Source organism: Reticulibacter mediterranei, assembly GCF_016587455.1.
The window spans coordinates 8,158,820-8,181,808 of record NZ_BNJK01000001.1 but is presented as its reverse complement, the minus strand read 5'-3'; the positions used below and the strand labels follow the sequence as shown (position 1 = coordinate 8,181,808).

The following is a 22,989-nucleotide window of genomic DNA, read 5'->3' as shown; positions in this document are numbered from 1 at the left end:
AACAGGTAACTCAATACCTGTATGCAAAGCAAGCGAGAGACGCACCCTGATTGAAAGAGGCTGCGTTCTCCGCTCTTATGCACGTCTCGCTGCAAACGCTGCTCTTACGAGTGGGCTGCTAGCAAGACGTGCTACTTTTACTTGTAGTCTTCTCCTGTCGGACTGTACCGTCGGCTCTGGAACTTCCCCAGATCATGTCACAACGTGACGTACGGGCTTTCACCGCCGATCGGGAATTGGGAAACACATTCCCTCACCCTGCCCCGAAGACTTTTCTCTCTCTATTATAGAGGACGAGTGACTTCCTCGTCCTGTGACAATTTTGTGATGATATTATCCGATATTTCAAACTATTTTTCTATCCACGACATTACCTCTCGGATGTGAGAACATTCCCCCATACAAGCTCAGCCAGTTCATCAAGCGTGCCAACTGAGGCAGCGCCAGGAATATGCTGAAAAATGTGCGTGCAGACGTTGAACTCAAACAGCAATGTCATACTCATGGCTCGCCTGACAAAATCACGTCGCAATGCTTCATCAAAGCCATATGCCTCCAAAAATATGCGCAGCATCTGCCCATCGCAGTGGAACAAACCCAGATGTAACGCCACTAGCTCATATATCCGATCACCAACCCTTGCATCACCAAAATCAATCACACCTGTTGGCCTCCAATACCCGGCAATCCTCTCACCCAACACATGGTCGCTATTGAGATCACAGTGCAGCAGGGCAGGTATTTCTTTTTCGTCGATCAAGGTTGTCAGATCTGGCATATACTCCTCGATCTGCGCTACGAGATGTGCTGGAAGACAACCCCAGCGAGCATGGTCGGCAACTACCTCTGTCCGTCGCGCTGCAAGAAACTGGAGAAATGGCTTCCACTCTGGTGAGAATGGTGCTACCAGTGACAGAGAGTGCATACGACGCACGACAACGCCCAACCACGCTGCAACGTTTAAACGATCTGCATAGCTGACCTCGGACTCGCTGATGCTGAGGCCAGGAATCACCCGCGTTACGATATAAGGCCAGGGCCAGCCATCATGCTCATCAAACAGCATTCCGGTTGCAACCAGAGAGGGCGCTGGCAGAGATGGCTCAGTCGCGATCAGGCGATAAATCTCACGCTCAACATGATAGCTTTGTTCCCCATTGAAAAGATCGGTATAGAGCTTGACCGCATACTGTTCATTCACAAGAAAAACGGGATGAGTGCCTGGAAGCCCTGCACACACCGTCACAGGGTTTCCCAGATCGTGACGTACACAAATGGCTGCTACATAAGGGTGCCAGTAGGATGGGTTTGTGAAATAGCGACCGTACTCCTGACGGCTCGCAAAGACAGGCCGTTCTAGAGACATAGTACCTCCTCTAAATCAAACAATGGACAAGTTGGGGGAATGTTTTCTTTCATCACACATACTCAAAGGGGATGCTCATGTATGCGGAGGCGCACGAGGCTGGCAACCAGCAGCAAAACGGCAACGGAAAGCTAGCTCATCATATACCAGGATGAGACAGGCGGACAGGGATATTTCAACTAACGTTACAGCTGCTTAATGAGGATGGTGTAGCCAGTTCATTCTCAATCTCTCTTCTATCCAAATTCTTGTTCTAAGTATAGAAGATCGCAATACCAGGGTCAAGCAAAGCACATACAGACGAGCATACCAGAGCCACTGACAAAAAACTGGATTACTGTTGCCTGAACAGTAGGCAACAAGCAATGCCACGTGATACGATGAGCCTATCTAAGTCGATGGAGGTATCACAACATCAATGACCGATACATTTAAAGGCGTGCTTCCACTCCGTCCAGTAGGCTCAACGGGCCTCCAGGTTACGCCGCTCTGTGTGGGCTGCGCGCCGCTGGGCAATATGCCGGAGACGTTTGCCTATGGAGTGCAGGAAGAACAGGCATTGGCGACTGTACGTGCTATTTTTGCGGGTCCGATCAATTTTCTCGATACCGCAGCTTCGTATGGTGATGGCGAGAGCGAGCGACGCATCGGGCAGGTTCTGCGCGAGCTTGGCGGAGTTCCAGCTGGCTATGTCCTGGCGACAAAGGCCGATCGCGACCTGACCACAGGCGACTTCAGCGGCAAACAGATGCGCAAAAGCGTCGAACGCAGTTTGCGCCTGCTAGGTCTGGATCGCTTACCCCTCGTTTATTTACATGATCCCGAACATATTACTTTTGAGGATGCAATGCAGCCGGGCGGCCCCGTCGAAATCTTGCAGCGCTGCAAAGAAGAGGGACTGATCGAGCATCTGGGCGTGGCTGGCGGCCCCATCGATTTGATGACGCGTTTTGTGGAAACCGATCTATTTGAAGTGGCTATTTCGCACAATCGCTATACGCTGCTCGAACGTGAAGCCGATCCTTTCTGGGATTTCTGCCAGCAGCACAATGTATCGGCGATGAATGCCGCCCCTTACGGCAGCGGTATTCTCGCCAAAGGACCGAGTGCCTACCCGCGCTACATGTACGGAGCCGCCCCGGAAGCGATGCTCAAGCAAGCAACGGCGATGGAAGCTGCATGCAAGCGCTACGAGATCCCGCTAGCAGCGGCAGCGTTGCAATTCTCTCTCCACGATCAACGTATTACCTCGACTATCATCGGCATGAGCAAACCTGAGCGCCTGAACGAAACCATCCAGCTAGCTCAATACTCCATTCCCGCTCAGCTATGGGAAGAATTGGAAGCTATCTATCACGCATGATCTTGACATAAATTGTTAGCTTATGCTAATATCCTAGTACACAACTAGGATATTAGCATGCCCCTATATTCACAGCATAGCAATCACCACAGAACATACCTATATTTCGAAAAGTGAAGAGGGCGTGGTATTTCGTGGGGTCGAAACCACACAACACATATATTGGAGAGGAATACATATCTATGTCGAGTCAGCCCGTCAAACACGTAACAGCGCACAATATATGGCGCACAAGTTGGCGTGTTGCGCTCATTATCGCGGGTCTTCTGCTTGCTGGCGTCCTTGTCTGGCAGGGTATTACAGCTTCGGGCGCACCTGATCCAACTGCTCCCCACCTTGATCGTACTGCGGTTATCCTGAATACCGGTATTCTCGTCTTCCGTGAAGGGCTTGAGGCGATTCTGGTACTATCCGCAATTACGGCAAGTCTGGTGAAATCGAAGCAATCATACCGCAAACCCATTGCCGCCGGTTCTGGCCTGGGCTTCCTGGCAACGATTGCGACCTGGTTTATTGTCGTTGCTATTATGTCGCAGATCAACGCTCCAGCCCTCGATATTCAGGCTGCCACCGGTCTGCTCGCCATTGTGGTTCTCCTCATCATCATGAACTGGTTCTTCCATAAGATCTATTGGACCGGTTGGATCTCGATGCACAATAAGCGTCGCAAAGAATTGATGAACAGCTCGGACAGCGCTGGTTCCAGCACGCTGTTTGGTCTGGCAATGCTTGGTTTCTCCGCGATGTACCGCGAAGGCTTTGAAGTGGTCCTCTTCCTGCAAAGCCTGCGCTTACAGGTCGGCTCAACAATTGTCCTCCAGGGCGTGGCGATTGGCCTCTTCTTTACCGCTATCGTCGCGGTGCTGACCTTCATGACGCACCACAAGCTCCCCTACAAGCGTATGTTGATCCTCACCGGCGTCATGCTTGCTATCGTGCTGGTGGTGATGGTTGGCGAAAGCGTGCAGGAAATGCAACTTGCCCACTGGATCTCGACAACGCCAGTGAATCTGCCCATTCCCGACTGGATGGGCGTCTGGTTCGCGGTCTTCCCCAATGTCGAGGGATTGGTTGCTCAGGTAATCGCTGGTATTCTCGTCCTCGGCTCCTACTTCTCCGCCGAGTACATCCGCATCTGGCGTCCACGCAAACAGGCGGAGCAACGCGCTGAAGATGCTCAGAGCCTTGACAAGCAAGAAATGGCACCAGTGAAAGAATAAGCGTTCCACCATAATAATGCGGTTGAGTTTCGCGCGAAACTCAACCGCATTATTATTTCTCAGCTATTTTCGTCAGTGAAACATGAGATTTATAGGAATCTCTTGTATATTAGACAACAGTGGCGTAGGGTTCATCTCTGTAGTACGCTCCCTTCAATAGTTCTGTTCGTGTCTAATTCAGAAACCTACGCCCTCTCTTCTTGACCATCACGCCTCGCTATGCTCTCCACAGCCAGCGCGAGTGAGCGCGCACCATCACTTTTCCTGCACGTGTGATCTGCTGGTGACGGATACATTCCTGCCCGGTTGTGGGCAAAGGATGCAACCAGCTTTGAATGGTCAGTTCGTCGCCGAAGAGCGGGCTGTCCACATATTCGATATCATAGTGAAGTGGGTCAAACTTCGCCGCGTCAGGCGTAATGCCAGCACTCGCATAGGCTTCCCAGGCTGCGTTGTCCAGCATCTCAACCGCCGAGGCGTTATTGAGGTGTCGCATCAGATCTATTTCGGAAAAGCGCACAACCGCAGTTGTCGTTTCTGGTGTGCCTGCGGGTGTTGTCGGAAAAGACTCATCTGGCGGTGGTGCCAGCGGTCCATCAGGAAGCCAGATCTGAGCCGTTCTTTCCGGCATACGCGTTGGGCGTCCACGAGGATCAACATACACCCAGAGCGTGTGAGCAGCGATAATCGGTTCGCTCTGCGGCTCATCAGCAAGGTGCGCCTCATAGCCACGCTTGGCCGTAACGCGGCTAAAACCGAGGCCATAGGTCTTTAACGCAAGCTGGGTATGGATCGCGATAGGGGCGGTAAAGGTAATAAAGGTGCGTTTGACCACCCAGTAGCCATTGCCGGAAAGTTGCGCGTCCTCGGCATCCAGTGCCGCGATATCCTGCATATACCGTAAAAACGCCGAAGGGGTAAGCACGCCATTACAATCACACTCATCGTAGCGAACGGTATGCATATGGAAGAATTCTCGTCGCATGTCTGCTCCTTGAATATCAGAAAAAATCTCCTTATTGCCCCAATTATACGCCCTCACGACGGGAAATAACGGACACCTTTCAGAGAAAGATGCCCGTTATTTCCCGTCGTTTTGCTAAATGTTGGTAGCAATCTCAGGAAGCGCCTCCTGCTTCACCTCATCGTGCTTCTCAGGCTGCTGCGGATTCTTTAGCGTGATAATCACAAGCAGAATGATTACCAGCGAGAGTGCTACGCTGATCCCGAACGAGACCTGCGGCGGTGTCCAGGGTGCAATCAATGCCTGGGCCAATGGAGCTGTCAGGATCGCAAACGAGATGGCTGTTCCGCGTATCCCCATGATTTGCGAACGATTGTGGTCGCTTGTCATGCCCAGGTAGATCGTACTCAATGCTGGAATGAGCAATGCGCTGCCAACGCCCGTAAGAATGGTAGCCAGGATCAACAGCGAATACTGATGCACGAAAAGCAGCGCAATATTCATAATCGGCGTCAGGATACTGCCAACCGTAATGACCAGCTTTTTCGAGAAGCGCTCGCTGACCCCTCCAAGCAGCATGGGAAACACAGCCAGGGCACCGCCGTACGCACTGATAATCAGGCCATATTGTGCCGCACTGTATCCCAACACCTTTTCAAAGTAGAAGGGGTATTGCGGCAATACAAACGGATAGGCAAAGGTCATGCCGAAATCGATAATCAGTAGCGGGAGAAAGACCAGGAGCAGTCCCGGCTGTCCCAACGCCATACGGCGCTCCTTTTTCTGTTTCTGACGCTTCTCCTGACGCCTGGTGGCATAACGCACCCGCGCCTCTTCGCGTACCAGTGGCGAAAGCGTCTCAGGCAGCATGAACAGGGCCAGCAACGACGCGATCAGGGCAGCAGCCGCAGTGATAAAGAAGGGGCTGGAAAAGCCCCAGGCCTGATAGAGTATGCCACCTATGCCTGGACCGATGGCAAAACCAGCGGACTGTGCAGTGGTCATAAAGCCAATCCAGCGACCTTGCTTCTCCACTGGCACTACATCACCCACAATTGCGTTAGATGCAGGCATCAAACCGGAAACAAGCGCACCCTCAACGAAGCGCACGAGGATGAATACAACAGGTATATTGACAAGCGCAAGTACAACGCTGGTGACGATAAAACCGGCCAGCGAGAGCAGTACCATCGGCTTGCGTCCAACGCGATCTGCCAGCGTGCCCAGTGGAGTGCTGAAAAGAAACATTCCCAAACCAAACCCACCCTCCATCAGTGCCAATGTTTCCGCGCCCAATCCCAGCGCCTCTAGACGCTGCGGGAACACGGGAACAATAATCCCAAAGCCTGTCATAAGGATACCAATACAACAGGATAACAGTATCATTGCACTCGCCATCTGTTTAGGTGACATCACTATTGGCGAGCGAGGAGGAGATGCCTCCTGAATTATCTCATTCTCCGGTTGCGTTACGTGCATAGACGCATGATTCCTTTCTATGTATGCTTCTCTCCATCATCCATCTTCAGGTAGCGACGTATCATTGTCATTACTTCATCTATCAATTTTTCAGCCGGGACAGGAAAATCATAGACAGCAGTGGTAACTGAGATGCCCGAAAGTAGCATGATGAGTACAGCAGCAACGGCGGCAGGGTCGCGCACCTCTATCTGCCCCTGCACACAGGCTTGTTCAACACTGACCTGAGTTTGCTGGAACGATTCCGTGTGGATCTGCGACATCCACTGCCCTATCTCCGGCTTCTGCGTTGCCAGTGAAAGCAGATGGAGCGAGAGCAGGCAAAACTCGCGCTGCTTCTCATCAGCAAGCAGGTTATCGTTCACAAACTGAGCCAGTTTGCTCTGCAACGACTGCGACTCCTCTTCCAGCACAGGATACTGCTTGTCCTGAAACTCGCACGAAACCTTTTGTAAGACCGCCAGCAAAATCTCATCTTTATCTTTGAAGTGATAGGTCAGAACGCCGTTAGAGATGCCAGCCTCTTTGCAAATATCAGCAAACGTCGTTCGTGACCAGCCCTTTTGCGCCAACAAGCGTTCTGCCGCACACAGAATTTGTTCTCGTCGGATCGCATGCACGTCCACACGTACCATCATACCTTCTCCCTGGAGCAATCGCCCTGAATTTAGAGTAGTTACTCTAATCTGAGAGTGTACACTCCAATAGAAGGGATGTCAAGGAAGATCAGGGGCAATACAGGGCTTTCCAATTCTCAAAGAGGAGGTGAAAAAGAAGAGTTTTTCTTGTAGAATACAAAAAACATCACATCGACAAGGAAAACTCTCTATGGACTATACAACATGGAACGTGCCACCTCAAGCGGAGATGGAAGCAGCGGAAAGCGCAGTTCTCTCGCTCTATGAAGCATTGCAAGGACTGACTGATCCCAGGCGTGCGCAAGGCAAACGCTACTCTTTGGCAGTGATCTTGTGCCTGCTTGTGCTTGCCAAACTTGCGGGACAAAAAACATTGAGTGCAGCCACCGAATGGATTCGCCATCGAGCAGGATACTTGGCCCAACACTTTGAGTTACGACGAGAGAAGATGCCATGTCAGACGACCTATTGGAACGTCTTGGCGAAAGTGGATGGGAAACACCTTGACGAGATCTTATCAGCTTTTTTTGTGCGATGGGAGGCTCAGATCCGGTGTGGAGACGAGCCAAGTCGGTTACACACTCCACAGAGTCAAGCCGATCATGCTCATCTGGCGATTGACGGGAAAACATTGCGTGCCACGACCTCACAAGAACATCCAATCCATCAACTCAGTTGTTATGAGGTCGCCACTGGCATTGTCTTGTGGCACTGTAATGTCGGGGCCAAAGAGAACGAGATCAGTGCGCTCAAACCCTTATTGACTCCCTCATGTGTGAAAGGACGTATCTTGACTCTTGATGCCATGCATACCCAACGTGATCTCTGTAGCCGCGTGCATCAACTAGCCGGAGATTATATTTTGATCGCCAAAGAGAACCAACCGACCCTCCAGGAAGATATTGCGGACTTGCTCGAAGATCGCGGCCCTGATCGTCGTCGGTGGAAACAAGCAGAGACGTGGGACAAAGCTCATGGACGGAAAGAACATCGAGCTATCACGTGCAGTCCTGATCTCAATGAGTGGTTTGGCAAGCAATGGGAAGGCATCGAGCAAGTCTTTCGGCTCGAACGGACGACCTTCTTGCTCAAAGCTGGCACGCTTCGTCATGAAGTCGTCTATGGACTGAGTAGTCTCTCCATGCGCCAAGCGCCACCTAGCCGCCTGCTCGCTTTGATTCGGGAGCATTGGGCCATCGAAAATCGGCTGCATTATCGCCGCGACGGAAGTTTAGGGGAAGATGCCTGTCAAACGCGCACTGGACGAGTACCGAGCCTTCTGGCTCAACTCAACAGCACCGTCTTGAGCTTGATGGATCGCGTTGGCGTTCGCAACGTTGCTCGACAGATGCGCTATTTTGACGCTCACCCTCAACAAGCTCTTGCTCTCCTTTTCACTGGTTCTTGTACTGTTTATTAGAATTGGAAAGCCCTGAGGGGCAATATTGCCTTGTAAGAATTGTGCAAAAGGAGATCGCATGTACGACGAACGAAGCAAGCCAGTTAGCAAATTCGCTATTGGCCCTGAAAAGCGCTTCTGGCCTGGAGACCCTCTCGATTAATCTCCACCACCCAACCGGCAAGACGACGCTCTTCCCTATCCTGACTGAAGAGGAGGCACGTGTTCAATAGAGGTCAGAAAATCGGGCGAGGCTACTGCCTGCGCCCTTTCCAGATACGCCACTATAAATCAGCATAAATTTCCAGAATGTTGCCTTCCGGGTCTTTGAAGAAGAGGGTGCGATGATTGGTGCCTTCGCGATTGCTGGGTGACTGCATGATCGTGGCTCCCTTCTCTTGCAATTCGAGATAGCAGCTATCGACCTGCGATGGCGTCACCCGAAACGCCAGTTGCATTGAGGCCGTACCAGCCAGCGGAGCCACCCCATCCTCGTTTCGCACATCATCATAACCGGTTCCTCTTCTGCGCAACGTAAGCAGGTTAGCACCTACGCTGAACTCTACCCAATCGCCAAAATCACGATGGAGCGGAAATCCGAGTATATCACGATAAAAGCGCTTCATCAACTCGACATCCTGACAGATAATAACCGTATAGTCAAGGTTGCGAATAGCTTTCAACATACTAGTGTTCCAGAGCATACGACTCGCGCCGCTGCCCTGCTCCTTTCAAATACTACCTTATTTTTGCTCAAAACAAACATGATGATGTTTTTGTCTGCTTCACTGCTCCAACATGACTGGGTATTGGATTTCGGTCAGGTAGTCATTCAGCTCGCCGTCCCAGCGTAGACAGAGCTTGCGGCAAGGTCCGGCGATATGGTAGCCATTAGCTTGAATCCAAATGCCCAGAGCTTGATACGCCTCCACGATAGCGTGTGGACTACCATGATAGACAGTACAGGCCATTCTGGAAACGTCGGGTAGCTCACGCACAACAACCCGCTCATCCCAGCCCTGACCGAGCGCACGCACCTGTGCAGGATCGACGGGCACAGCCACCTCTACATCGAAATCAACGTCGCCGGACTCATGGTAGAGAAAGAGCGTGGGACCGGTCGGCTTGATCTCGCGCTCCCTGATCCTGGCAAGCAGCGCTTCGGCATAACGCCTGTTTGCTTCAAACCCAATCACCTGAGTACGAGCAGCAATGATCGAATACCAGTTCACGGCCTTCAATACAACGATCGGGGTTGATCGGCCCTCGCTCTGGTCAATATATTTCAGCCTGGCCTCGATACGTGCAAGTTGCTCTTGCTCAGCCTGAATATGCTGTTGCAGCTTTGCCTGTCGCAAGCGCAACATCCCCTGCAATGCCTCGCCTGACACCTCCTCATCGAGAAATTGCACAATTTGTGCCAGTTCAAGGCCCAGGTCTTTGAGAGCCAGAATGCGATTGATCTGTAGCAACTGGTCGATCGAATAAAATCGATAGCCCGTCTCTGGATCGACCGCAGCGGGCTTGAAGACACCTATCTCGTCGTAGTATCGCAGAGTGGACATCGGCACCTGCGCAATCTCAGCAAACTCGCGTATCTTAAACATATGACTTCCTCCCCAACAGTGAAACGGTATCATCATGTCTTTGCAAAAAGAGGATACCACTTTCAAGCAGGTTGAAAGTCAAGTCTTAAAAAGAAGCTGTCCAAAAATTAGTTGTGGTAGTATTGAACAAAAAGGAGAAACTTATGCATGCTCCTTCAACATAGCGATAATCTCTTCAGTGGTTGTGGTCTCGCCCAGACGTGGAAAAATCCGCTCCACGCTATGCTGGTGAGCCTGCACATCCACGTCAGTCATAGCATCCGTCACTAGCACGACATGATAGTCATGCTCGTACGCAGAGCGCGCCGTTGATTCAACTCCGATGCTGGTTGCTACGCCGGTCAGAAAAACTTGTGTGACGCCGAGTTCTTTCAGATGCTCATGTAGCGAGGTGTTATGGAACGCGCCCCACGTTTTCTTGGTGATACGGTGATCGTCAGGTTGAGCGTCCAACTCATCTGCTAGATCGGCCCATTGCGGCGGAGGCGTCGGGCGAGATTGCCCGCTTGTCCTGGCTGCATGTGCAGCATCCGTGCGACCCGGAGCGCCGCCAACCACGTTGACAAGCACAACCGGAAATTTATGAGACCGAAACGCTCTAGCCAGTTCAGCGGAGCGCGCAAGAACCTGGTCAACTGGATGCGCTGCTGGTAAGGTTAACACGCCCTTTTGCAAATCAATGACAATGAGCGCGGCTTTGTTGTCGATGGTTGTTAATGGCATAAGAAGAATCCTCTATGATTGTTATCGATGCTCACCTTTTCTCTCTTCTGACCGCATCACTAGAATATTATTCTAGAATTTCATTCTTGTCAAGAGTATAGTATAATAGGCAAATGCCAGCCGAAAGGGGTTGTGCATCCCCAGGAATGAAAGTACAGTCGGAGACAGAAAGAAGAGATTCGTTGGATAATGAAAGATTCTGAGCAGCGCATTCCTCGCGTTCCTAAGGAAGCCAGGAGACAGGCCATTCTGGACGCGGCACTCACCTGCTTTGCAAGCAAAGGCTTCGCAGAGACCACGATGGAAGATATCCGCAAGCTTTCTGGGGCCAGTACCGGGAGCATTTACCATCACTTCTCAAATAAAGAGTTGCTTGCACAAGCACTCTATCTCGAAGGACGCGCGAGCCTGAACGCAGCTCTTGTTGCATCCATTGCTGAGCGGACTCCCCATGAAGGCATTAAAGCGCTTGTCCATGCGTATTTGCGCTGGTTTGAATATCATCCTGATCTTGGACAATATCTCATGCAAGCAGGTGAGTCGGAATATCTAAGCGCATACATCAAGGTGCTCCGGCAGAAGACCAAAACCACGCCTCCCACAGAAAAGCTGTCGACACACGTGTTGCAATGGCTTGCCCCCTTTATCAGCGACGGAAGTATTATCCGCTTGCCCGAGTCGCTCTACATCCCGCTCATCATCGGTCCCAGCCGAGAATTTGTCCGCATCTGGCTGAGGACTCGACAACCCGAGACGATCCAGGAAGCACGAGATCCTCTGGCACAAGCAGCATGGCTTGTCCTTGCCTCTCCGCGTTCCAATACAAATGATAACGTTCAATAACGACAAGATAGGCGAGGACAAGCCATCGCCCATCTTGTCGTTATCTTCATTTGCCTATTGTAGTGCGGCATAAATTATTTATAAATGTTATTCGCCTTTTATAGCTAATAAGAGCAACACAGGCAAGGTGAAACCCAGGATGCCATCACGCTCCTCGATGTGCAACCGTTCGCGCTCTGCCTGTCCTGCTGTACGCAAAAGGTGCTCGATACGCGCAACTGACTCGGCGGGGGTGCGCATGCGTTGCGTCCAGGAAGGGATGTCTAGAAAGATGCCAAATTCACGAGTGTTCTTCACTGTAAAACCAGCTTCGCTCAAGAGGGCAACCCATTCTGAGTTGCGATAGTTATGAACGTGCGAGGAATCGCGCAAGACCTCGATCTCGTTGAGAAAAGCATCGATCTCCGGCTCTTCCGGGGACATCGAATCCACCAACACCAGCTTTCCACCAGCCTTGAGAACACGCGCCCACTCACGCACGGCCTGCTGCACAGCGGGAAAATGATGAGCCGCCTGACGACAGGCCACGACATCGAAGCTGGCATCAGCGCCGGGGATGCTCTGAGCATTCCCTTCCAGAAAGCTGATGTTGTGCAAATGACGCCTGTTCGCCTCCTGCTGGGCCACTGCGAGCATCTCCGGCGTGATATCGAGCGCCACCACCTCAGCTGCCCCAGGAGCCAGGGCAAACGCGGTATGTCCTCCACCCGTCGCCACATCCAGCACGCGTTCGCTTCCAGTGAGTCCCGCTGCCTCCACCACCCAGGCGAGATCCTGCCCACTGGCATGCACTTTGCTGGTCACATAATCGGCAGCGGCAGCCCCAAAATGGCTCTGTACCTGCTGGATCTTCTCTTGCGCGGCATCTGTTTGCTTGCTATCAGACATCGTTTTTCCTTTCGCTGAAACAGTTCAAAAATACGATCACTCCTCTTGAGCTCAAGAAAAAGTATAACTGACCTCCGGATGATCTGTCTAATACTTATTTTTTGCGAAAGTGATACGGCAACGGCATCAACCTCTATTTCTCCTCTTTGTAAATGGCGCGCTTCGGCAGGTGTGCCTCCAGGCGATATATGCTCAAGCTGGCAAACAGCATCAATACGCCAACAATCAGCCAGGGGAGGGTCGGAGTAACCGAAAAGAGTGTGGTGAACAGGCCGGGCGCGACGATGCTTGCAATGCTCCAGGAAAATTGGAAAAAGGCGAGATAACGTCCCCTCAATGCGTCCGGGCTGGCAGCGGCCACTAGAGCGCTTGAGGTGGCCGCGCTAATGAGTTCGCCCAGCGTATACAGGCAGGTGATACCGAACAGATATGGCAGGAGCAACCAGGATGGAATCCAGATTGCCAGCGCCGTTGTTCCACACCAGATCCCCAATAATAGCCCGACAAGCATCAGGGCGCGCGTACGTCGATATGGCTCCAGATACCGCACGACGATAGTTTGCATCGCTGCCAGTAAGATCGTGTTAAATGCCAGCAGGAAACCAATCGCCCACGCAGGTTGGTGTAGCGTCGTGGTGATATAGATGGGGATGCCTAGAGGGAAAAACATGCTCCCCAGCGCGTACAGTACGCCAGTCAGGGTCAGGATGAGAAACGGTCGATCTCGCATCAAGGTGCGATACCCTCCGGTCTCCGTGACTTCGTGCTGTAGAGGGCGTTTCGTGTGTACACTGAAGAGTAACAGGACAGCGGCAAGCAAAAAGCTCACACAGTTGACGACGACGACGATTCGATATCCTAGCAGCCCAGAGCTTGCAACCAGCAATCCAGCTAGCGGACCACCTAGCGCGAGGCCAATGTTCTGCGCGGCTCCCGCCAGACCGTACCAGCGATCCCGCTCAGATGGTTCGGCGATGTCGGCAACAAGCGTGAAATATGCCGACCAGAACATGCGCTGCCCAATCCCGGTCAAGAGTGCAAAGACAATCAAGGTAGGCGCATTATTGACCACGAGATACCCTAAGAAACCGGCCCCCTGCAAGAGTTGAGAGGCGATCACCACATAGCGCGCCCCGAAACGGTCAGCAAGCCAGCCCGTGAGCGGCGCAATTGGCAACGTAAATATAGTTGCCAGACTGAGCGCGAACCCGACCGTCACCAGCGCCAATCCAGCGGCCTCATGAAAGTAGAGCAGCGAAAATGGAAGAAACAGACCACTCCCCAGCGCATCGATAAATATTGCTATAAGAAATCCCTCCGACCCTCGTATTCGCGGTAAGCCCAGTTGTCGTGCCAGCATGCAGATATTCCTTTCTCACTTTTATTAATATAACAATGCAAGTGTATAGGAAATCTGAACAAAAACGCATCGTCCAGATGAACGATGTGCCTCTTGACAAAATCGTTTATAATAATAGTGGAAACAGCTCAGGCTGATTTGGCTTTTCACCATATCAATTCCACTATTTATCGATATCGGAGATTTCGTACATGCGTTTTGCTATCGACATACCTAATTTCGGCCTCGCCAGCGATCCACACGTTATTGCTGAACTGGCGTACGAAGCTGAAGAGGCGGGTTGGGATGCTTTCTTCCTCTGGGATCATATCAACTATAACATGCGCGGCTCCCAGGAAACGCCTATCATGGTCGATCCCTGGATCACGTTGACTGCGATTGCTCTACGCACAAAGCGTATCTTGCTTGGCACTATGGTAACGCCTCTGCCCCGTCGCCGCCCCTGGAAGATCGCGCGCGAGACGGTAACCCTCGATCATCTCTCACATGGACGCCTGATCCTCGGCGTTGGCCTGGGCAGCGACCGCAGCAGAGAGTTCAGCGGCTTCAGTGAGACGGTTAATGCCAGAGCGCATGGCGAGATGCTTGATGAGGGCTTAGAGATCCTGGCGAAACTGTGGAGTGGCGAAGAAGTGAGTTATGAGGGGAAGCATTACCAGCTTTCAAATGTGCGCTTCCTGCCTCGCCCCTATCAGATGCCGCAAATTCCGATCTGGGTGGCAGGCTTCTGGCCAAACAAAAAACCGTTTCGTCGCGCAGCACAATGGGACGGCGTTTTCCCTCTGATGCGCGAACACGAGATCACACCGCAAGATCTACGCGAGATCGTCAACTATATGCGACCTTATCGCACGCGGGAGAAGCCTCTCGATATCGTTTCATCTGGAAGAACCAGCGGCACCGACAAAGCAGCAGACGCCGCAACAATCGCCGCCTTTATCGATGCAGGCGCAACCTGGTGGGAAGAGACCTTCACCTGGCAAGATACGCTCGAAGAAGTACGGCAGCGCATTCGCCTGGGGCCGCCACTTACGGGAACAAACCGCCCACAATGGTAGGTAGCGGTGGCACCAAAGGTGTAGGGGTCGGCGTCGGAGTTGCCGTTGGCTTCTCGGTCGGTGTTGGTGTTGGAGTCGCGCGCTGCGTTGGCTTCGCAGTCGGTTTCGCTGGCTTCGTCGGTTGCAGTGTTGGCGTCGGCGTCGGTTGGCTTACCACTGTGACCGTCTTCTTCGTAACCGGGACCGTAGCGGTGCTAACGATAGTTGTGCTCATACCATCGTTCACTTTTGGCGGCTTTGGGGCTGGCTGAGATGGCGTGAATATGCCGCTGCTCAGTACCAGGCTGCCACCAATCAGCAAAAGCAGGCCGGAGAGAATCATCAGCGTTCTGAGCGTTCGACTACTTATCAGCCTGGACGATGATCTCTCTTCTCCCTTTTGCGCTGGGTGCATAGATGTTGTTGCAGCATTAACAGGCTTCAAGCTGGGGCTATCGTATGACCAGAACTGTTGCGCATCGATCTGCGTTGACAGCTCTTCTACCAATAGCTCTGGAGGAACAGAGGGCAACAGACTGGATGAGACACGAGAAGAGTCAGGCAATGGTGTGAGCGCCTGAGAAGCAACGCGTTTTGTCGCAGCGGGCAATGGCGCAGAAACGGAACTCAAGTTGGCCTGCTGAAGCGCCTGGGCGAACAGGGTGACGTTTTCAAAGCGATTCGCTGGATGCTTGGCCATCGCCTTGAAAATGACCTGTTCGACGGCGGGGGGCAGGTCCGGCACCTGCTCTGTGAGCGATGGGGGAGCGGCCAGGATGTGCTGGCTGGCAATCTCTGCAAAAGCACCACCGAAGGGGCGTTGTCCACACAACCACTCGTAAGCGACAATAGCGAGCGAGTATTGGTCGCTTTTCGTGCGGGGCTTGCCGTGCAGTTGCTCAGGAGCCATGTACGCCACCGTTCCGCGCATATCGCCGGTCGTCTGATTGCCGGTTGTGCGCGCAAACGTGACCAACCCAAAGTCACTGAGCAGCAGTTGACCATCTTCACCAACAAGCATATTCTCCGGCTTGACATCGCGATGCACCAACTTGTGTTCATGTGCATACTGCAATGCTGCCGCAATCTGCTCTACATAGGAGACGACCAGAGAGCATGGAAGGCGCGTTCCCCTGGGATGGCGTTGTCGGAGTGAGCCTTGAGGAGCATAGCTCATCACCAGATAGGGGTATTCGTTTTCAATGTTACATTCAAAAATACGAATGATACGGGGATGTTCCAATTTCGCTATCGTGCGTGCTTCGGTGAGAATCTCTTCCAGATCGGCATCGGACACATTGCGATGAAATAGCTTGATGGCTACCCGCGTATTGTGATAAATGTGCTCTCCAAGATAGACATTGGCATAGCCGCCTTTGCCAAGCAATCGTAACAGGCGATAATTGCCTATCAGCTCGCCTACAAGGTCATTGCTACTATCAGACATCCCTCAATCCCTTATCTGCATAGTTTTTCTATCGGGGCGCAGAGCGAATCTGTCTCCCCTGATATCGGGTTTGTTCTATTGTACCATCTTACCCTCAATTTTGATGCGCTATTATCCAAAAAGTCACAAAGATTCGCTCTCGCTCTATTAGCAAAGTGTCCACGCATCAATTTTTATCTCAACAATATCCAGTTTTGATGCATATTTCTCTCATAGTATTACCGGGTCTGTCTGTAAAGCAAGCTCTATAGCAGCCTCAACATGAATAGAGGTAGTATCAAAAAGCGGAACAGGGCAATCTTTTTGCGAGATAAGCAACATGATTTCTGTACAGCCCGCAATGATGGCCTCAGCGCCTTCACTGACCAGATGTTTGATGATACGCTGATACGCTTCTTTCGAGACCTGTCGAATCTCGCCAAGACAGAGTTCGCCATAGATGATGTCGTGAACGATTTTGCGCTCTTCTGCTGAAGGAATCAGCACATTCAGACCATACTTCTGTGTGAGGCGTCCTTTATAGAAATCCTGCTCCATCGTGAAGGCGGTGGCAAGCAACCCCACACGCTGCACATGTTGAGCAGTGATCTGTTGGGCGGTGGCATCCGCAATATGTAATAGAGGAATATCGATGTTGCGCTGCACGTCATCGGCCATCCGATGCATTGTATTGGAGCAGATGAGCAAGAAATCAGCTCCCGCTCGCTCGACGGACTGAGCGGCACTGATCATCAGTTGTGTGGCTTCATCCCAGCGCCCTTGATGCTGTAGTTCTTCGACACCCGCAAAATCGAATGAATACAACACACATTGGGCCGAGTGCAATCCGCCAAGTCTCTTCTTGACTCCTATATTGAGTAAGCGATAATACTCAATGGTTGATTCCCAGCTCAACCCACCGATCAAGCCAATCGTCTTCATAGAACGTCTCCTGATGAAAATACGCAATAGTCCTTAGCGCATATTATAGCTAACAAGCAAATTACCAACTACGATACATTGTCCTCATCTCCACAAAGCGCGAGAGCTTGCGCCAGTGCCACATGCACAAAGGTTATGGTTTCCGTCAGATCATCCTTTTCGGTTTGAGATCGCCACACCAGCGCTCGCTCGATGACTGGTCGCCATTGTGGATAGCGCTCCTGTGCCCAGACAGCTGCCTGTGGTTTGGAGATGGTGGTATTGTGCTGCAACGTGTAGAGTGCGCGGCACATGGTCAAAATGGCAAACGCCTGATAGTTGCGTGGACGCAGCCATTCCAGATCGCCAGCAAGCATCTGCTGCTGCCATTGCGTCTTGAGGTGCCGACAGACCGCCGCCCGCAGCTCCTGTGGCGAGACCGGATCGATCAGCGTTTGTGGCGCGGGACCATAGATGACCACTCCATGCTCGCGTACAATCTGGCGCTCAATGATCCAGTTGTTGCCATGCTCACCCACATGAAACTCCCAATCGACGCCGATGCTGGGATGCCGTGAATGATCTGGATCGTAGCGCCGCAGCGCTGCGCATGGAATGTACGAGCCTTCCAGGTGATCGGCATAGGGCAGGCCGCTACGGGCAATCTCCTCATGCATCGCTCGCAGTGCATCTGTCGTCTCTACGGATAGCTCCTCAGCCGTCACCGTCAAGAAATCGATGTCGCTCGATGCCGGGTCGAAGTCGCCCAGAGAGAGCGAGCCATACAGATAGAGGCCGACGAGTTGAGAACCCAGCACCTCCAGTTGTTTGGTATAGAGCAAACGAAGAATAGTATTGACATCCTCATATGGCGTGGGATTGCTAGCGTATGTTGGGGGCACTGATGCTACCTTTCTCTGTACAAATGTGACACATTTAAGGGGGATCATGACCAGCACATTCTAAAGCATGACCTTGCAGCCTGACAAGAGCGGAAGATGGGGATATCGGCAGACAGCGAAAAGGAACCTCTCCGGGGATCATCGCCCTTTGAAGTTCCTTTTTGTTGCGGGTTTGTTAGGAGAGCCTCTATGCAAACGGCTGGCCCCAGCGCTCGTTGTGAGCAACCTCGCCCAGCGGTTTGCGCTTCTTGTTGCCCTTGCCAAGATTTTTAGCCACAGGGTAGCCAAAGGGGACGATCGCAATCACGTCAATATTATCGGGAATACCCAGCACAGGTTTGACCTGTGGAAGATTGTTGAAGCCGACCCAGTTTGAGCCGACACCATGCTCCCAGGCGGTGAGAATCTGATCCTGAATAGCCCGGCTCGCGTCTGAGGTGGCAAAGGGGGTTTGTTCAGCGGCCACAACGATAGCCAGAGGAGCCTGAGCAATATAGGGGCCACTTTTTGCCAGTTCGCCAAGCTTGCGGAGCGTTTCCTTATTCTGCACGACGATAAAGTGCCAGGGCTGCTGGTTCCCGGCGCTTGCCGTCAGATGTCCCGCCTCGACAATTTCTCGCACAACGTTTTCGGGGATTGGCTCATCGCGAAACTGGCGAACGGCCAGCACGGTACGAATTACATCAGATACTGCCAAGATACGTCTCTCTTTCTTTTCTAAACTACTCAAAATTAATTGTTGTGCTTTTGAACAATCGCAGCTCGATGAGCAACATTGTCAAAAGCTGCGGCTATTAAGCTACAACATTAAGTCATAACGGTTTATGCCAACACGAAATGGTATGGTTATAGTAGACATATCGGCACACAAAATAAAACGCCCACCTGTCGATGCAGGTAGGCGTTTTTGATTGTGGTGCAGGCTAGTCGTAATGCGACATCTTCCTTGCTCCTTTCCAAAATTTAAATTTTGTTTTATCTACACGCCCTCAACTCACCTTCGAGCTTTGGCGGAAAGCTTGCTCATCAGCACTTCGTTGTGCATCCTGCGAGCCATGAGCATACACTTACATTGCTCAGTTATGTGGACTCATAACGGCTGTAGATGCATTGAATGAAGACAACAGGTGCCATACATCGGTATGCATAACGCTGGCTGTGATGATAGTGCCAAGAACGAGAACGGTGAAGAAAGCGAGCAGTAAAAGGGCAAACATCTGTTGGCGAGTAAGTGTAAGGCTCATGTGTGGCATCCTTCCTTGCGGGTGCTGATTTTTTTAGACCCTCTCCATACAGCAGCGTTTTATACTCTGCTAGATGGACTCTGGTATCTCCCCCGAGCATTCAGTAGCGATCTTTGTCGTCAGAACGAAAGCCTCTAAATGCTGGGAAGTTCGTCAGCGCTGGTTCGACGGCCAGCTTGCTGACATTTTTTGCAAATCTGAGAAAAAGTATGGATAAAACGATCACAGACAAACGGACAACATCATGACAGTGTAAGAGGGCTTGATGATGAATAGTGAGCGCTATTCAAGTCCTCGTGTCATACCTCCTTGTTGGCCCAGATACAGGTTTCGATCTTCGTGAAGAGATTTGATGTTTCGCTTCGTCGTGCGTCATATATATCAGTGATCTCTTTCTGAGCAAAGGATACACGAATTTAAGAGGATTTATGGCTTTTTTTTATCAGATTTTCAGGTATGCAGTGCAAGCGAGTTGCCGGTATGCCGTCGTAGGTTGAGAAGGGGTTCGTCGATTTGCAAGAAGGGGATGTCTGTTTGTAAGGGGCGTCGCTAAATGTGATGGACACCTCAAAAATCTGCGATGCCTTACGGCAAACTTGCCGACGTTGCAGCGAAGTGCCGCTCTTGCCACCCGTTTGACCATACAAAACTATTCCTCATGCTCTTTCCTACCTCCCAGCTCCATCCATCTCCACAGCGCTTACGAGAACAGACAGGAGGATATTTCATCCCTCCCATAAAATGGTTCCATACAGTGAAGCACCCCATGCAGGAATGCAGGGGCTTCTACAGAATGGGTTCCTCTCCACGCAAGGAGACCGGCTTCTGTGGGACACTTCCTGCCCCGATCTGTTTGTTCTGGTGATAGCGATGCAGGATATTTCTCGCGGCATTGTGGTCTCGATCTAGCTCCGCCCCGCAGTCTGGGCAGCTATGCCAGCGAACAGAGAGGTCTTTTTGGACCACGACACCACAGGAACTACAGACTTGTGTAGTGAAATAGGGCGCAACTTTGACCACTGTACCGCCAGCCTCTTCCGCTTTGCTGGCACAGAGTCGGACAAACCCACCCCATCCTGCATCTAAGATACTTTTATTCAAACCGGCTTTGGCTGCTGCCCCATTGGGCAAGTACTTGCCAGTCTCTTCGTCCTGTTTGGGCTTGGGAGTTGCCGTCAGATTCTTGATCGACAGATCTTCAAACACGATCACCTGATACTGCTCGACCAGCTTGCGCGAGGTTTTGTGCTGGAAGTCGCGCCGCCGGTTGCGCACCTTGCGATACACACGAGCGAGTGCTTTCTTGGCACGATGGCGGCGGTGACTCCCTTTTTTGTGGCGATGGATCGTGCGATGGGCGGCGGCAATCGTGTTCTCTTCCTCTCGCAGGTGACGCGGATTCTCAATGGCCTCACCCGTTGAAAGCATGGCGAACACCTTCACGCCCAGATCCACGCCCACTTCCTTCTCAGAGGGATGGAAGGTGAGAGCTGCATCATGCAGGTATTCACAGGTCACGATCGCATACCACTGCTCACCCTCGCGTTTGATCGTGCAGGTCTTGACCTTCCCCTTCATCGCTCGATGCAGTTTGATCTTGATATGCCCGATTTTGGAGAGATGCAGCCGATTGCCATGCAGGAGTTCAAACCCACCCTGTGGGTACGTGATACTGTGATAGCGATCCCCATTTTTATATCTCGGATAGCCTGGCTCCTCCCCATTCATCACGCGACGAAAGAAGGCCTGGAACGCTTTATCCAGCCGACGCAAGACATCTTGAAGCACCTGGCTATGGAGATCCTGATACTCTTCTCTCAGTTTTTTGATGGCGGGTAACTGCTCGGCCTGCATCGTATAGGAGACGGAGACGCCACACATGCGATAGGCATCTCGCCGTTCTTGCAGGGCGGCATTGTAGAGTTCTTTACACCGGCGCAGCATCCATTCGAGCTTGCCCACCTGTTTCTTTGTTGGGCAGAGCCGGAACTTATAGGCTTTGCAACGCAGGTTGGGATCTTTAGGGTCGCGTGCTCTCTTCTCTTTTTTCGATGGGGACGAATCTTTTGTCCGAGACACCTGTTTCTCCTGTCTACATCACTCCTCTCCTATTCTAGAGAATCAGGTCGGTTTTGTCAACGAAATACACAAATGTATCCACTCCTCCCCTCCAAAGAAGGAACGTACCTTCTCTCCCCATGCATAAATGCATGGGGTTTATGGCGCGAATGGATAAGTATACCATCATCGGAAATTAACTCTACTATATATTGTAGAGCCAGGCTCTGTCCACAATATGTAGCCTATTTCTCTTAGCATGTTACTCATGATGTAGAAAAAGCAGTCCTATCTGTTGAGAGACGGTGCTGGGGGCGCAGGAATGGGTCTATCTGCCTGTATATATCACCTGTCGTTTTGCACGGTATTCCTCCAGCTTCTTCCTATCTGTCATTATTGGTAAGTAACGAGTAACAATGTATGGCTCTATCTCCTAATAGTAAGTAATCACACGATTATCTATTATCAGGAACGGTATCCTGGGAAGGAACACAATTTTTATGCGTACCAATTTATTTACATGGCTGTTGTATCGGATTCTGGGCCAGAATTGGGGACGTGTGGTGTCGGGATCGCTGGGAATCCTGATAGGTCTGCTCTTCTTGTTCGTCACTATAGCGAGTCGAACAGGCGGAACAAATGCCTTGATTGCCTATGGTTTCAGCCTGCTGCTTCTAGTAGCCAGCGCCTTTATTGTGATGAGAGGCGTGCAAGGTCTCAAGCAGAAAGCAGCCAGCAATCAGGTAAGCTATGGAGGGGCGGGACAATATAGTTACGCACCCGGACAGCCGGCATATCCGCCCCAGCCACAACATAATATGCCCTACGGACAGCCTCCCGCTCCGCAGTATCCCCCAGCAGCTCCCTACGGCCAACCTGCCTACCCACCGCAACCAGTAGCAGGACAACCGCAATATCCAGCCTATCCAGCTCCAGGCGCACCGTATGGACAGCCTCCCACTCCACAATACCCTCCGGCTGCTCCCTATGGTCAACCCGCCTACCCACCACAACCAGGATATGCGCCCCCGCCTGCTGGTCAATACCCACAATACCCGCGTCAATAAATGCTTTGCTAACGTTTCTCCATCCACCGCTCTTCGGGTCGTAGTTGCGAGACGATTAGAACATCCACCAACTTCTCCGGGTGTGATCGTATATGGCAGGGGCGATGGCTTGTCCTCGCCCGACTTCACAGGCCACACGATGGGTTCCCAGGCGAGGACAAGCCATCGCCCCTGCCATATACGATTATCCAACGTTGTAGATCTACAACCTGAAGATGTCGAACCGACAACATTCTATATAGGCATTCCAACCGCTTCACAAGCCGCTTCAACGGGTTATAAGGATGACATTAGATATAATAAGAGATAAAAAAGAGAGTAATAGAGAAATAGGTAGCGAGGCTGGCGCCATCGCCACACCCCCCTCTCCTCTTTTTTATCACCATATAAAGTATTTCGCACCTGATAACGCCCTTTTATACAAAAAACGCCACATCTAGCAATCGCAACCTATAAGGAAATATATCCGGCGCAATCATACATG

22 protein-coding genes and 1 riboswitch are annotated in these 22,989 nt (G+C 51.7%); of the genes, 7 read left to right on the top strand and 15 right to left on the bottom strand.

Features of this window, described 5'->3' with window-relative positions; all coding sequences use genetic code 11:
- Positions 1-142: 142 nt before the first annotated feature.
- Positions 143-275, bottom strand: a riboswitch (FMN riboswitch).
- A gap of 95 nt (positions 276-370) precedes the next feature.
- On the bottom strand, positions 371-1,366 hold the full coding sequence (locus K3T83_RS34985) for a phosphotransferase family protein (RefSeq protein WP_220207538.1): 996 nt from the start codon (positions 1,364-1,366) through the stop codon (positions 371-373).
- A 418-nt stretch (positions 1,367-1,784) separates the two neighbouring features.
- On the opposite strand from K3T83_RS34985, the gene K3T83_RS34980 reads away from it, so the two are divergent.
- Both K3T83_RS34980 and K3T83_RS34975 read left to right on the top strand, forming a co-directional pair.
- A complete protein-coding gene (locus K3T83_RS34980) occupies positions 1,785-2,729 on the top strand; it encodes an aldo/keto reductase (RefSeq protein WP_220207537.1) in 945 nt (314 codons plus the stop codon).
- Positions 2,730-2,911: 182 nt separating this feature from the next.
- A complete protein-coding gene (locus K3T83_RS34975) occupies positions 2,912-3,949 on the top strand; it encodes an FTR1 family iron permease (protein WP_220207536.1) in 1,038 nt (345 codons plus the stop codon).
- 217 nt (positions 3,950-4,166) lie between these two features.
- Here the strand turns inward: K3T83_RS34975 and K3T83_RS34970 are convergent, their stop codons facing one another.
- The 3 genes from K3T83_RS34970 to K3T83_RS34960 form a co-directional block, all read right to left on the bottom strand.
- The gene (locus tag K3T83_RS34970; protein ID WP_220207535.1) at positions 4,167-4,934 is read right to left on the bottom strand and encodes an acyl-[acyl-carrier-protein] thioesterase; all 768 of its coding nucleotides are present in this window, start codon (positions 4,932-4,934) and stop codon (positions 4,167-4,169) included.
- Between the two features lie 114 nt (positions 4,935-5,048).
- Positions 5,049-6,392 carry an MFS transporter gene (locus K3T83_RS34965; protein ID WP_220207534.1) on the bottom strand — a complete coding sequence of 448 codons (1,344 nt, stop codon included), beginning with the start codon at positions 6,390-6,392 and terminating at the stop codon, positions 5,049-5,051.
- A gap of 17 nt (positions 6,393-6,409) precedes the next feature.
- Positions 6,410-7,030 carry a TetR/AcrR family transcriptional regulator gene (locus tag K3T83_RS34960; RefSeq protein ID WP_220207533.1) on the bottom strand — a complete coding sequence of 207 codons (621 nt, stop codon included), beginning with the start codon at positions 7,028-7,030 and terminating at the stop codon, positions 6,410-6,412.
- Positions 7,031-7,220: 190 nt separating this feature from the next.
- Between K3T83_RS34960 and K3T83_RS34955 the strand changes: the two genes are divergently transcribed.
- Together K3T83_RS34955 and K3T83_RS34950 are read left to right on the top strand one after the other, a co-directional pair.
- Entirely contained in the window at positions 7,221-8,450 is a 1,230-nt protein-coding gene (locus K3T83_RS34955; protein WP_220204991.1) for an ISAs1 family transposase, read from the top strand.
- Positions 8,451-8,491: 41 nt separating this feature from the next.
- A complete protein-coding gene (locus K3T83_RS34950) occupies positions 8,492-8,662 on the top strand; it encodes a hypothetical protein (RefSeq protein ID WP_220207532.1) in 171 nt (56 codons plus the stop codon).
- Positions 8,663-8,713: 51 nt separating this feature from the next.
- Here the strand turns inward: K3T83_RS34950 and K3T83_RS34945 are convergent, their stop codons facing one another.
- The 3 genes from K3T83_RS34945 to K3T83_RS34935 form a co-directional block, all read right to left on the bottom strand.
- Positions 8,714-9,115, bottom strand: a complete 402-nt coding sequence (locus tag K3T83_RS34945; protein ID WP_220207531.1) for a VOC family protein — start codon at positions 9,113-9,115, stop codon at positions 8,714-8,716.
- Between the two features lie 99 nt (positions 9,116-9,214).
- The gene (locus tag K3T83_RS34940; RefSeq protein ID WP_220207530.1) at positions 9,215-10,036 is read right to left on the bottom strand and encodes a MerR family transcriptional regulator; all 822 of its coding nucleotides are present in this window, start codon (positions 10,034-10,036) and stop codon (positions 9,215-9,217) included.
- 141 nt (positions 10,037-10,177) lie between these two features.
- Positions 10,178-10,759: an isochorismatase family protein gene (locus tag K3T83_RS34935; protein ID WP_220207529.1), complete on the bottom strand. Its 582-nt coding sequence runs from the start codon at positions 10,757-10,759 to the stop codon at positions 10,178-10,180.
- 189 nt (positions 10,760-10,948) lie between these two features.
- Here K3T83_RS34935 and K3T83_RS34930 point away from each other — a divergent pair, with 189 nt between their 5' ends.
- Positions 10,949-11,602, top strand: coding sequence for a TetR/AcrR family transcriptional regulator (locus K3T83_RS34930; protein ID WP_220207528.1), 654 nt, complete (start codon positions 10,949-10,951; stop codon positions 11,600-11,602).
- An 87-nt stretch (positions 11,603-11,689) separates the two neighbouring features.
- On the opposite strand, the gene K3T83_RS34925 is transcribed toward K3T83_RS34930, so the two are convergent.
- Entirely contained in the window at positions 11,690-12,490 is an 801-nt protein-coding gene (locus tag K3T83_RS34925; RefSeq protein WP_220207527.1) for a class I SAM-dependent methyltransferase, read from the bottom strand.
- A 133-nt stretch (positions 12,491-12,623) separates the two neighbouring features.
- Positions 12,624-13,850, bottom strand: a complete 1,227-nt coding sequence (locus tag K3T83_RS34920; protein ID WP_220207526.1) for an MDR family MFS transporter — start codon at positions 13,848-13,850, stop codon at positions 12,624-12,626.
- Positions 13,851-14,041: 191 nt separating this feature from the next.
- On the opposite strand from K3T83_RS34920, the gene K3T83_RS34915 reads away from it, so the two are divergent.
- Positions 14,042-14,908 carry an LLM class flavin-dependent oxidoreductase gene (locus tag K3T83_RS34915; protein ID WP_220207525.1) on the top strand — a complete coding sequence of 289 codons (867 nt, stop codon included), beginning with the start codon at positions 14,042-14,044 and terminating at the stop codon, positions 14,906-14,908.
- On the opposite strand, the gene K3T83_RS56525 is transcribed toward K3T83_RS34915, so the two are convergent.
- The 6 genes from K3T83_RS56525 to K3T83_RS34880 all read right to left on the bottom strand — a co-directional run bounded on the left by K3T83_RS56525 (position 14,880) and on the right by K3T83_RS34880 (position 21,459).
- Positions 14,880-16,334: a serine/threonine protein kinase gene (locus K3T83_RS56525; protein WP_236065052.1), complete on the bottom strand. Its 1,455-nt coding sequence runs from the start codon at positions 16,332-16,334 to the stop codon at positions 14,880-14,882. The two genes, K3T83_RS34915 and K3T83_RS56525, sit on opposite strands and share 29 nt — an antisense overlap.
- Positions 16,335-16,544: 210 nt before the next feature.
- Positions 16,545-17,255 carry an aspartate/glutamate racemase family protein gene (locus K3T83_RS34900; protein WP_220207524.1) on the bottom strand — a complete coding sequence of 237 codons (711 nt, stop codon included), beginning with the start codon at positions 17,253-17,255 and terminating at the stop codon, positions 16,545-16,547.
- A 68-nt stretch (positions 17,256-17,323) separates the two neighbouring features.
- The gene (locus K3T83_RS34895) at positions 17,324-18,136 is read right to left on the bottom strand and encodes an aminoglycoside adenylyltransferase domain-containing protein (protein ID WP_220207523.1); all 813 of its coding nucleotides are present in this window, start codon (positions 18,134-18,136) and stop codon (positions 17,324-17,326) included.
- Between the two features lie 187 nt (positions 18,137-18,323).
- The gene (locus tag K3T83_RS34890) at positions 18,324-18,833 is read right to left on the bottom strand and encodes a nitroreductase family protein (RefSeq protein WP_220207522.1); all 510 of its coding nucleotides are present in this window, start codon (positions 18,831-18,833) and stop codon (positions 18,324-18,326) included.
- 379 nt (positions 18,834-19,212) lie between these two features.
- Positions 19,213-19,380: a hypothetical protein gene (locus K3T83_RS34885; protein ID WP_220207521.1), complete on the bottom strand. Its 168-nt coding sequence runs from the start codon at positions 19,378-19,380 to the stop codon at positions 19,213-19,215.
- Between the two features lie 786 nt (positions 19,381-20,166).
- Entirely contained in the window at positions 20,167-21,459 is a 1,293-nt protein-coding gene (locus tag K3T83_RS34880) for an RNA-guided endonuclease InsQ/TnpB family protein (RefSeq protein WP_236065051.1), read from the bottom strand.
- A gap of 479 nt (positions 21,460-21,938) precedes the next feature.
- Here K3T83_RS34880 and K3T83_RS34875 point away from each other — a divergent pair, with 479 nt between their 5' ends.
- Complete coding sequence (locus K3T83_RS34875; protein WP_220207520.1) at positions 21,939-22,505, top strand: hypothetical protein; 567 nt, start codon at positions 21,939-21,941, stop codon at positions 22,503-22,505.
- Positions 22,506-22,989 lie beyond the last annotated feature (484 nt).

Excerpts from the sequence above, each read along its gene's own strand:
- K3T83_RS34985 (WP_220207538.1), bottom strand. The coding sequence starts at position 1,366 with ATGTCTCTAGAACGGCCTGTCTTTGCGAGCCGTCAGGAGTACGGTCGC.
- K3T83_RS34980 (WP_220207537.1), top strand. The coding sequence starts at position 1,785 with ATGACCGATACATTTAAAGGCGTGCTTCCACTCCGTCCAGTAGGCTCA.
- K3T83_RS34975 (WP_220207536.1), top strand. The coding sequence starts at position 2,912 with ATGTCGAGTCAGCCCGTCAAACACGTAACAGCGCACAATATATGGCGC.
- K3T83_RS34970 (WP_220207535.1), bottom strand. The coding sequence starts at position 4,934 with ATGCGACGAGAATTCTTCCATATGCATACCGTTCGCTACGATGAGTGT.
- K3T83_RS34965 (WP_220207534.1), bottom strand. The coding sequence starts at position 6,392 with ATGCACGTAACGCAACCGGAGAATGAGATAATTCAGGAGGCATCTCCT.
- K3T83_RS34960 (WP_220207533.1), bottom strand. The coding sequence starts at position 7,030 with ATGATGGTACGTGTGGACGTGCATGCGATCCGACGAGAACAAATTCTG.
- K3T83_RS34955 (WP_220204991.1), top strand. The coding sequence starts at position 7,221 with ATGGACTATACAACATGGAACGTGCCACCTCAAGCGGAGATGGAAGCA.
- K3T83_RS34945 (WP_220207531.1), bottom strand. The coding sequence starts at position 9,115 with ATGTTGAAAGCTATTCGCAACCTTGACTATACGGTTATTATCTGTCAG.
- K3T83_RS34940 (WP_220207530.1), bottom strand. The coding sequence starts at position 10,036 with ATGTTTAAGATACGCGAGTTTGCTGAGATTGCGCAGGTGCCGATGTCC.
- K3T83_RS34935 (WP_220207529.1), bottom strand. The coding sequence starts at position 10,759 with ATGCCATTAACAACCATCGACAACAAAGCCGCGCTCATTGTCATTGAT.
- K3T83_RS34930 (WP_220207528.1), top strand. The coding sequence starts at position 10,949 with ATGAAAGATTCTGAGCAGCGCATTCCTCGCGTTCCTAAGGAAGCCAGG.
- K3T83_RS34925 (WP_220207527.1), bottom strand. The coding sequence starts at position 12,490 with ATGTCTGATAGCAAGCAAACAGATGCCGCGCAAGAGAAGATCCAGCAG.
- K3T83_RS34920 (WP_220207526.1), bottom strand. The coding sequence starts at position 13,850 with ATGCTGGCACGACAACTGGGCTTACCGCGAATACGAGGGTCGGAGGGA.
- K3T83_RS34915 (WP_220207525.1), top strand. The coding sequence starts at position 14,042 with ATGCGTTTTGCTATCGACATACCTAATTTCGGCCTCGCCAGCGATCCA.
- K3T83_RS56525 (WP_236065052.1), bottom strand. The coding sequence starts at position 16,334 with ATGTCTGATAGTAGCAATGACCTTGTAGGCGAGCTGATAGGCAATTAT.
- K3T83_RS34900 (WP_220207524.1), bottom strand. The coding sequence starts at position 17,255 with ATGAAGACGATTGGCTTGATCGGTGGGTTGAGCTGGGAATCAACCATT.
- K3T83_RS34885 (WP_220207521.1), bottom strand. The coding sequence starts at position 19,380 with ATGAGCCTTACACTTACTCGCCAACAGATGTTTGCCCTTTTACTGCTC.
- K3T83_RS34875 (WP_220207520.1), top strand. The coding sequence starts at position 21,939 with ATGCGTACCAATTTATTTACATGGCTGTTGTATCGGATTCTGGGCCAG.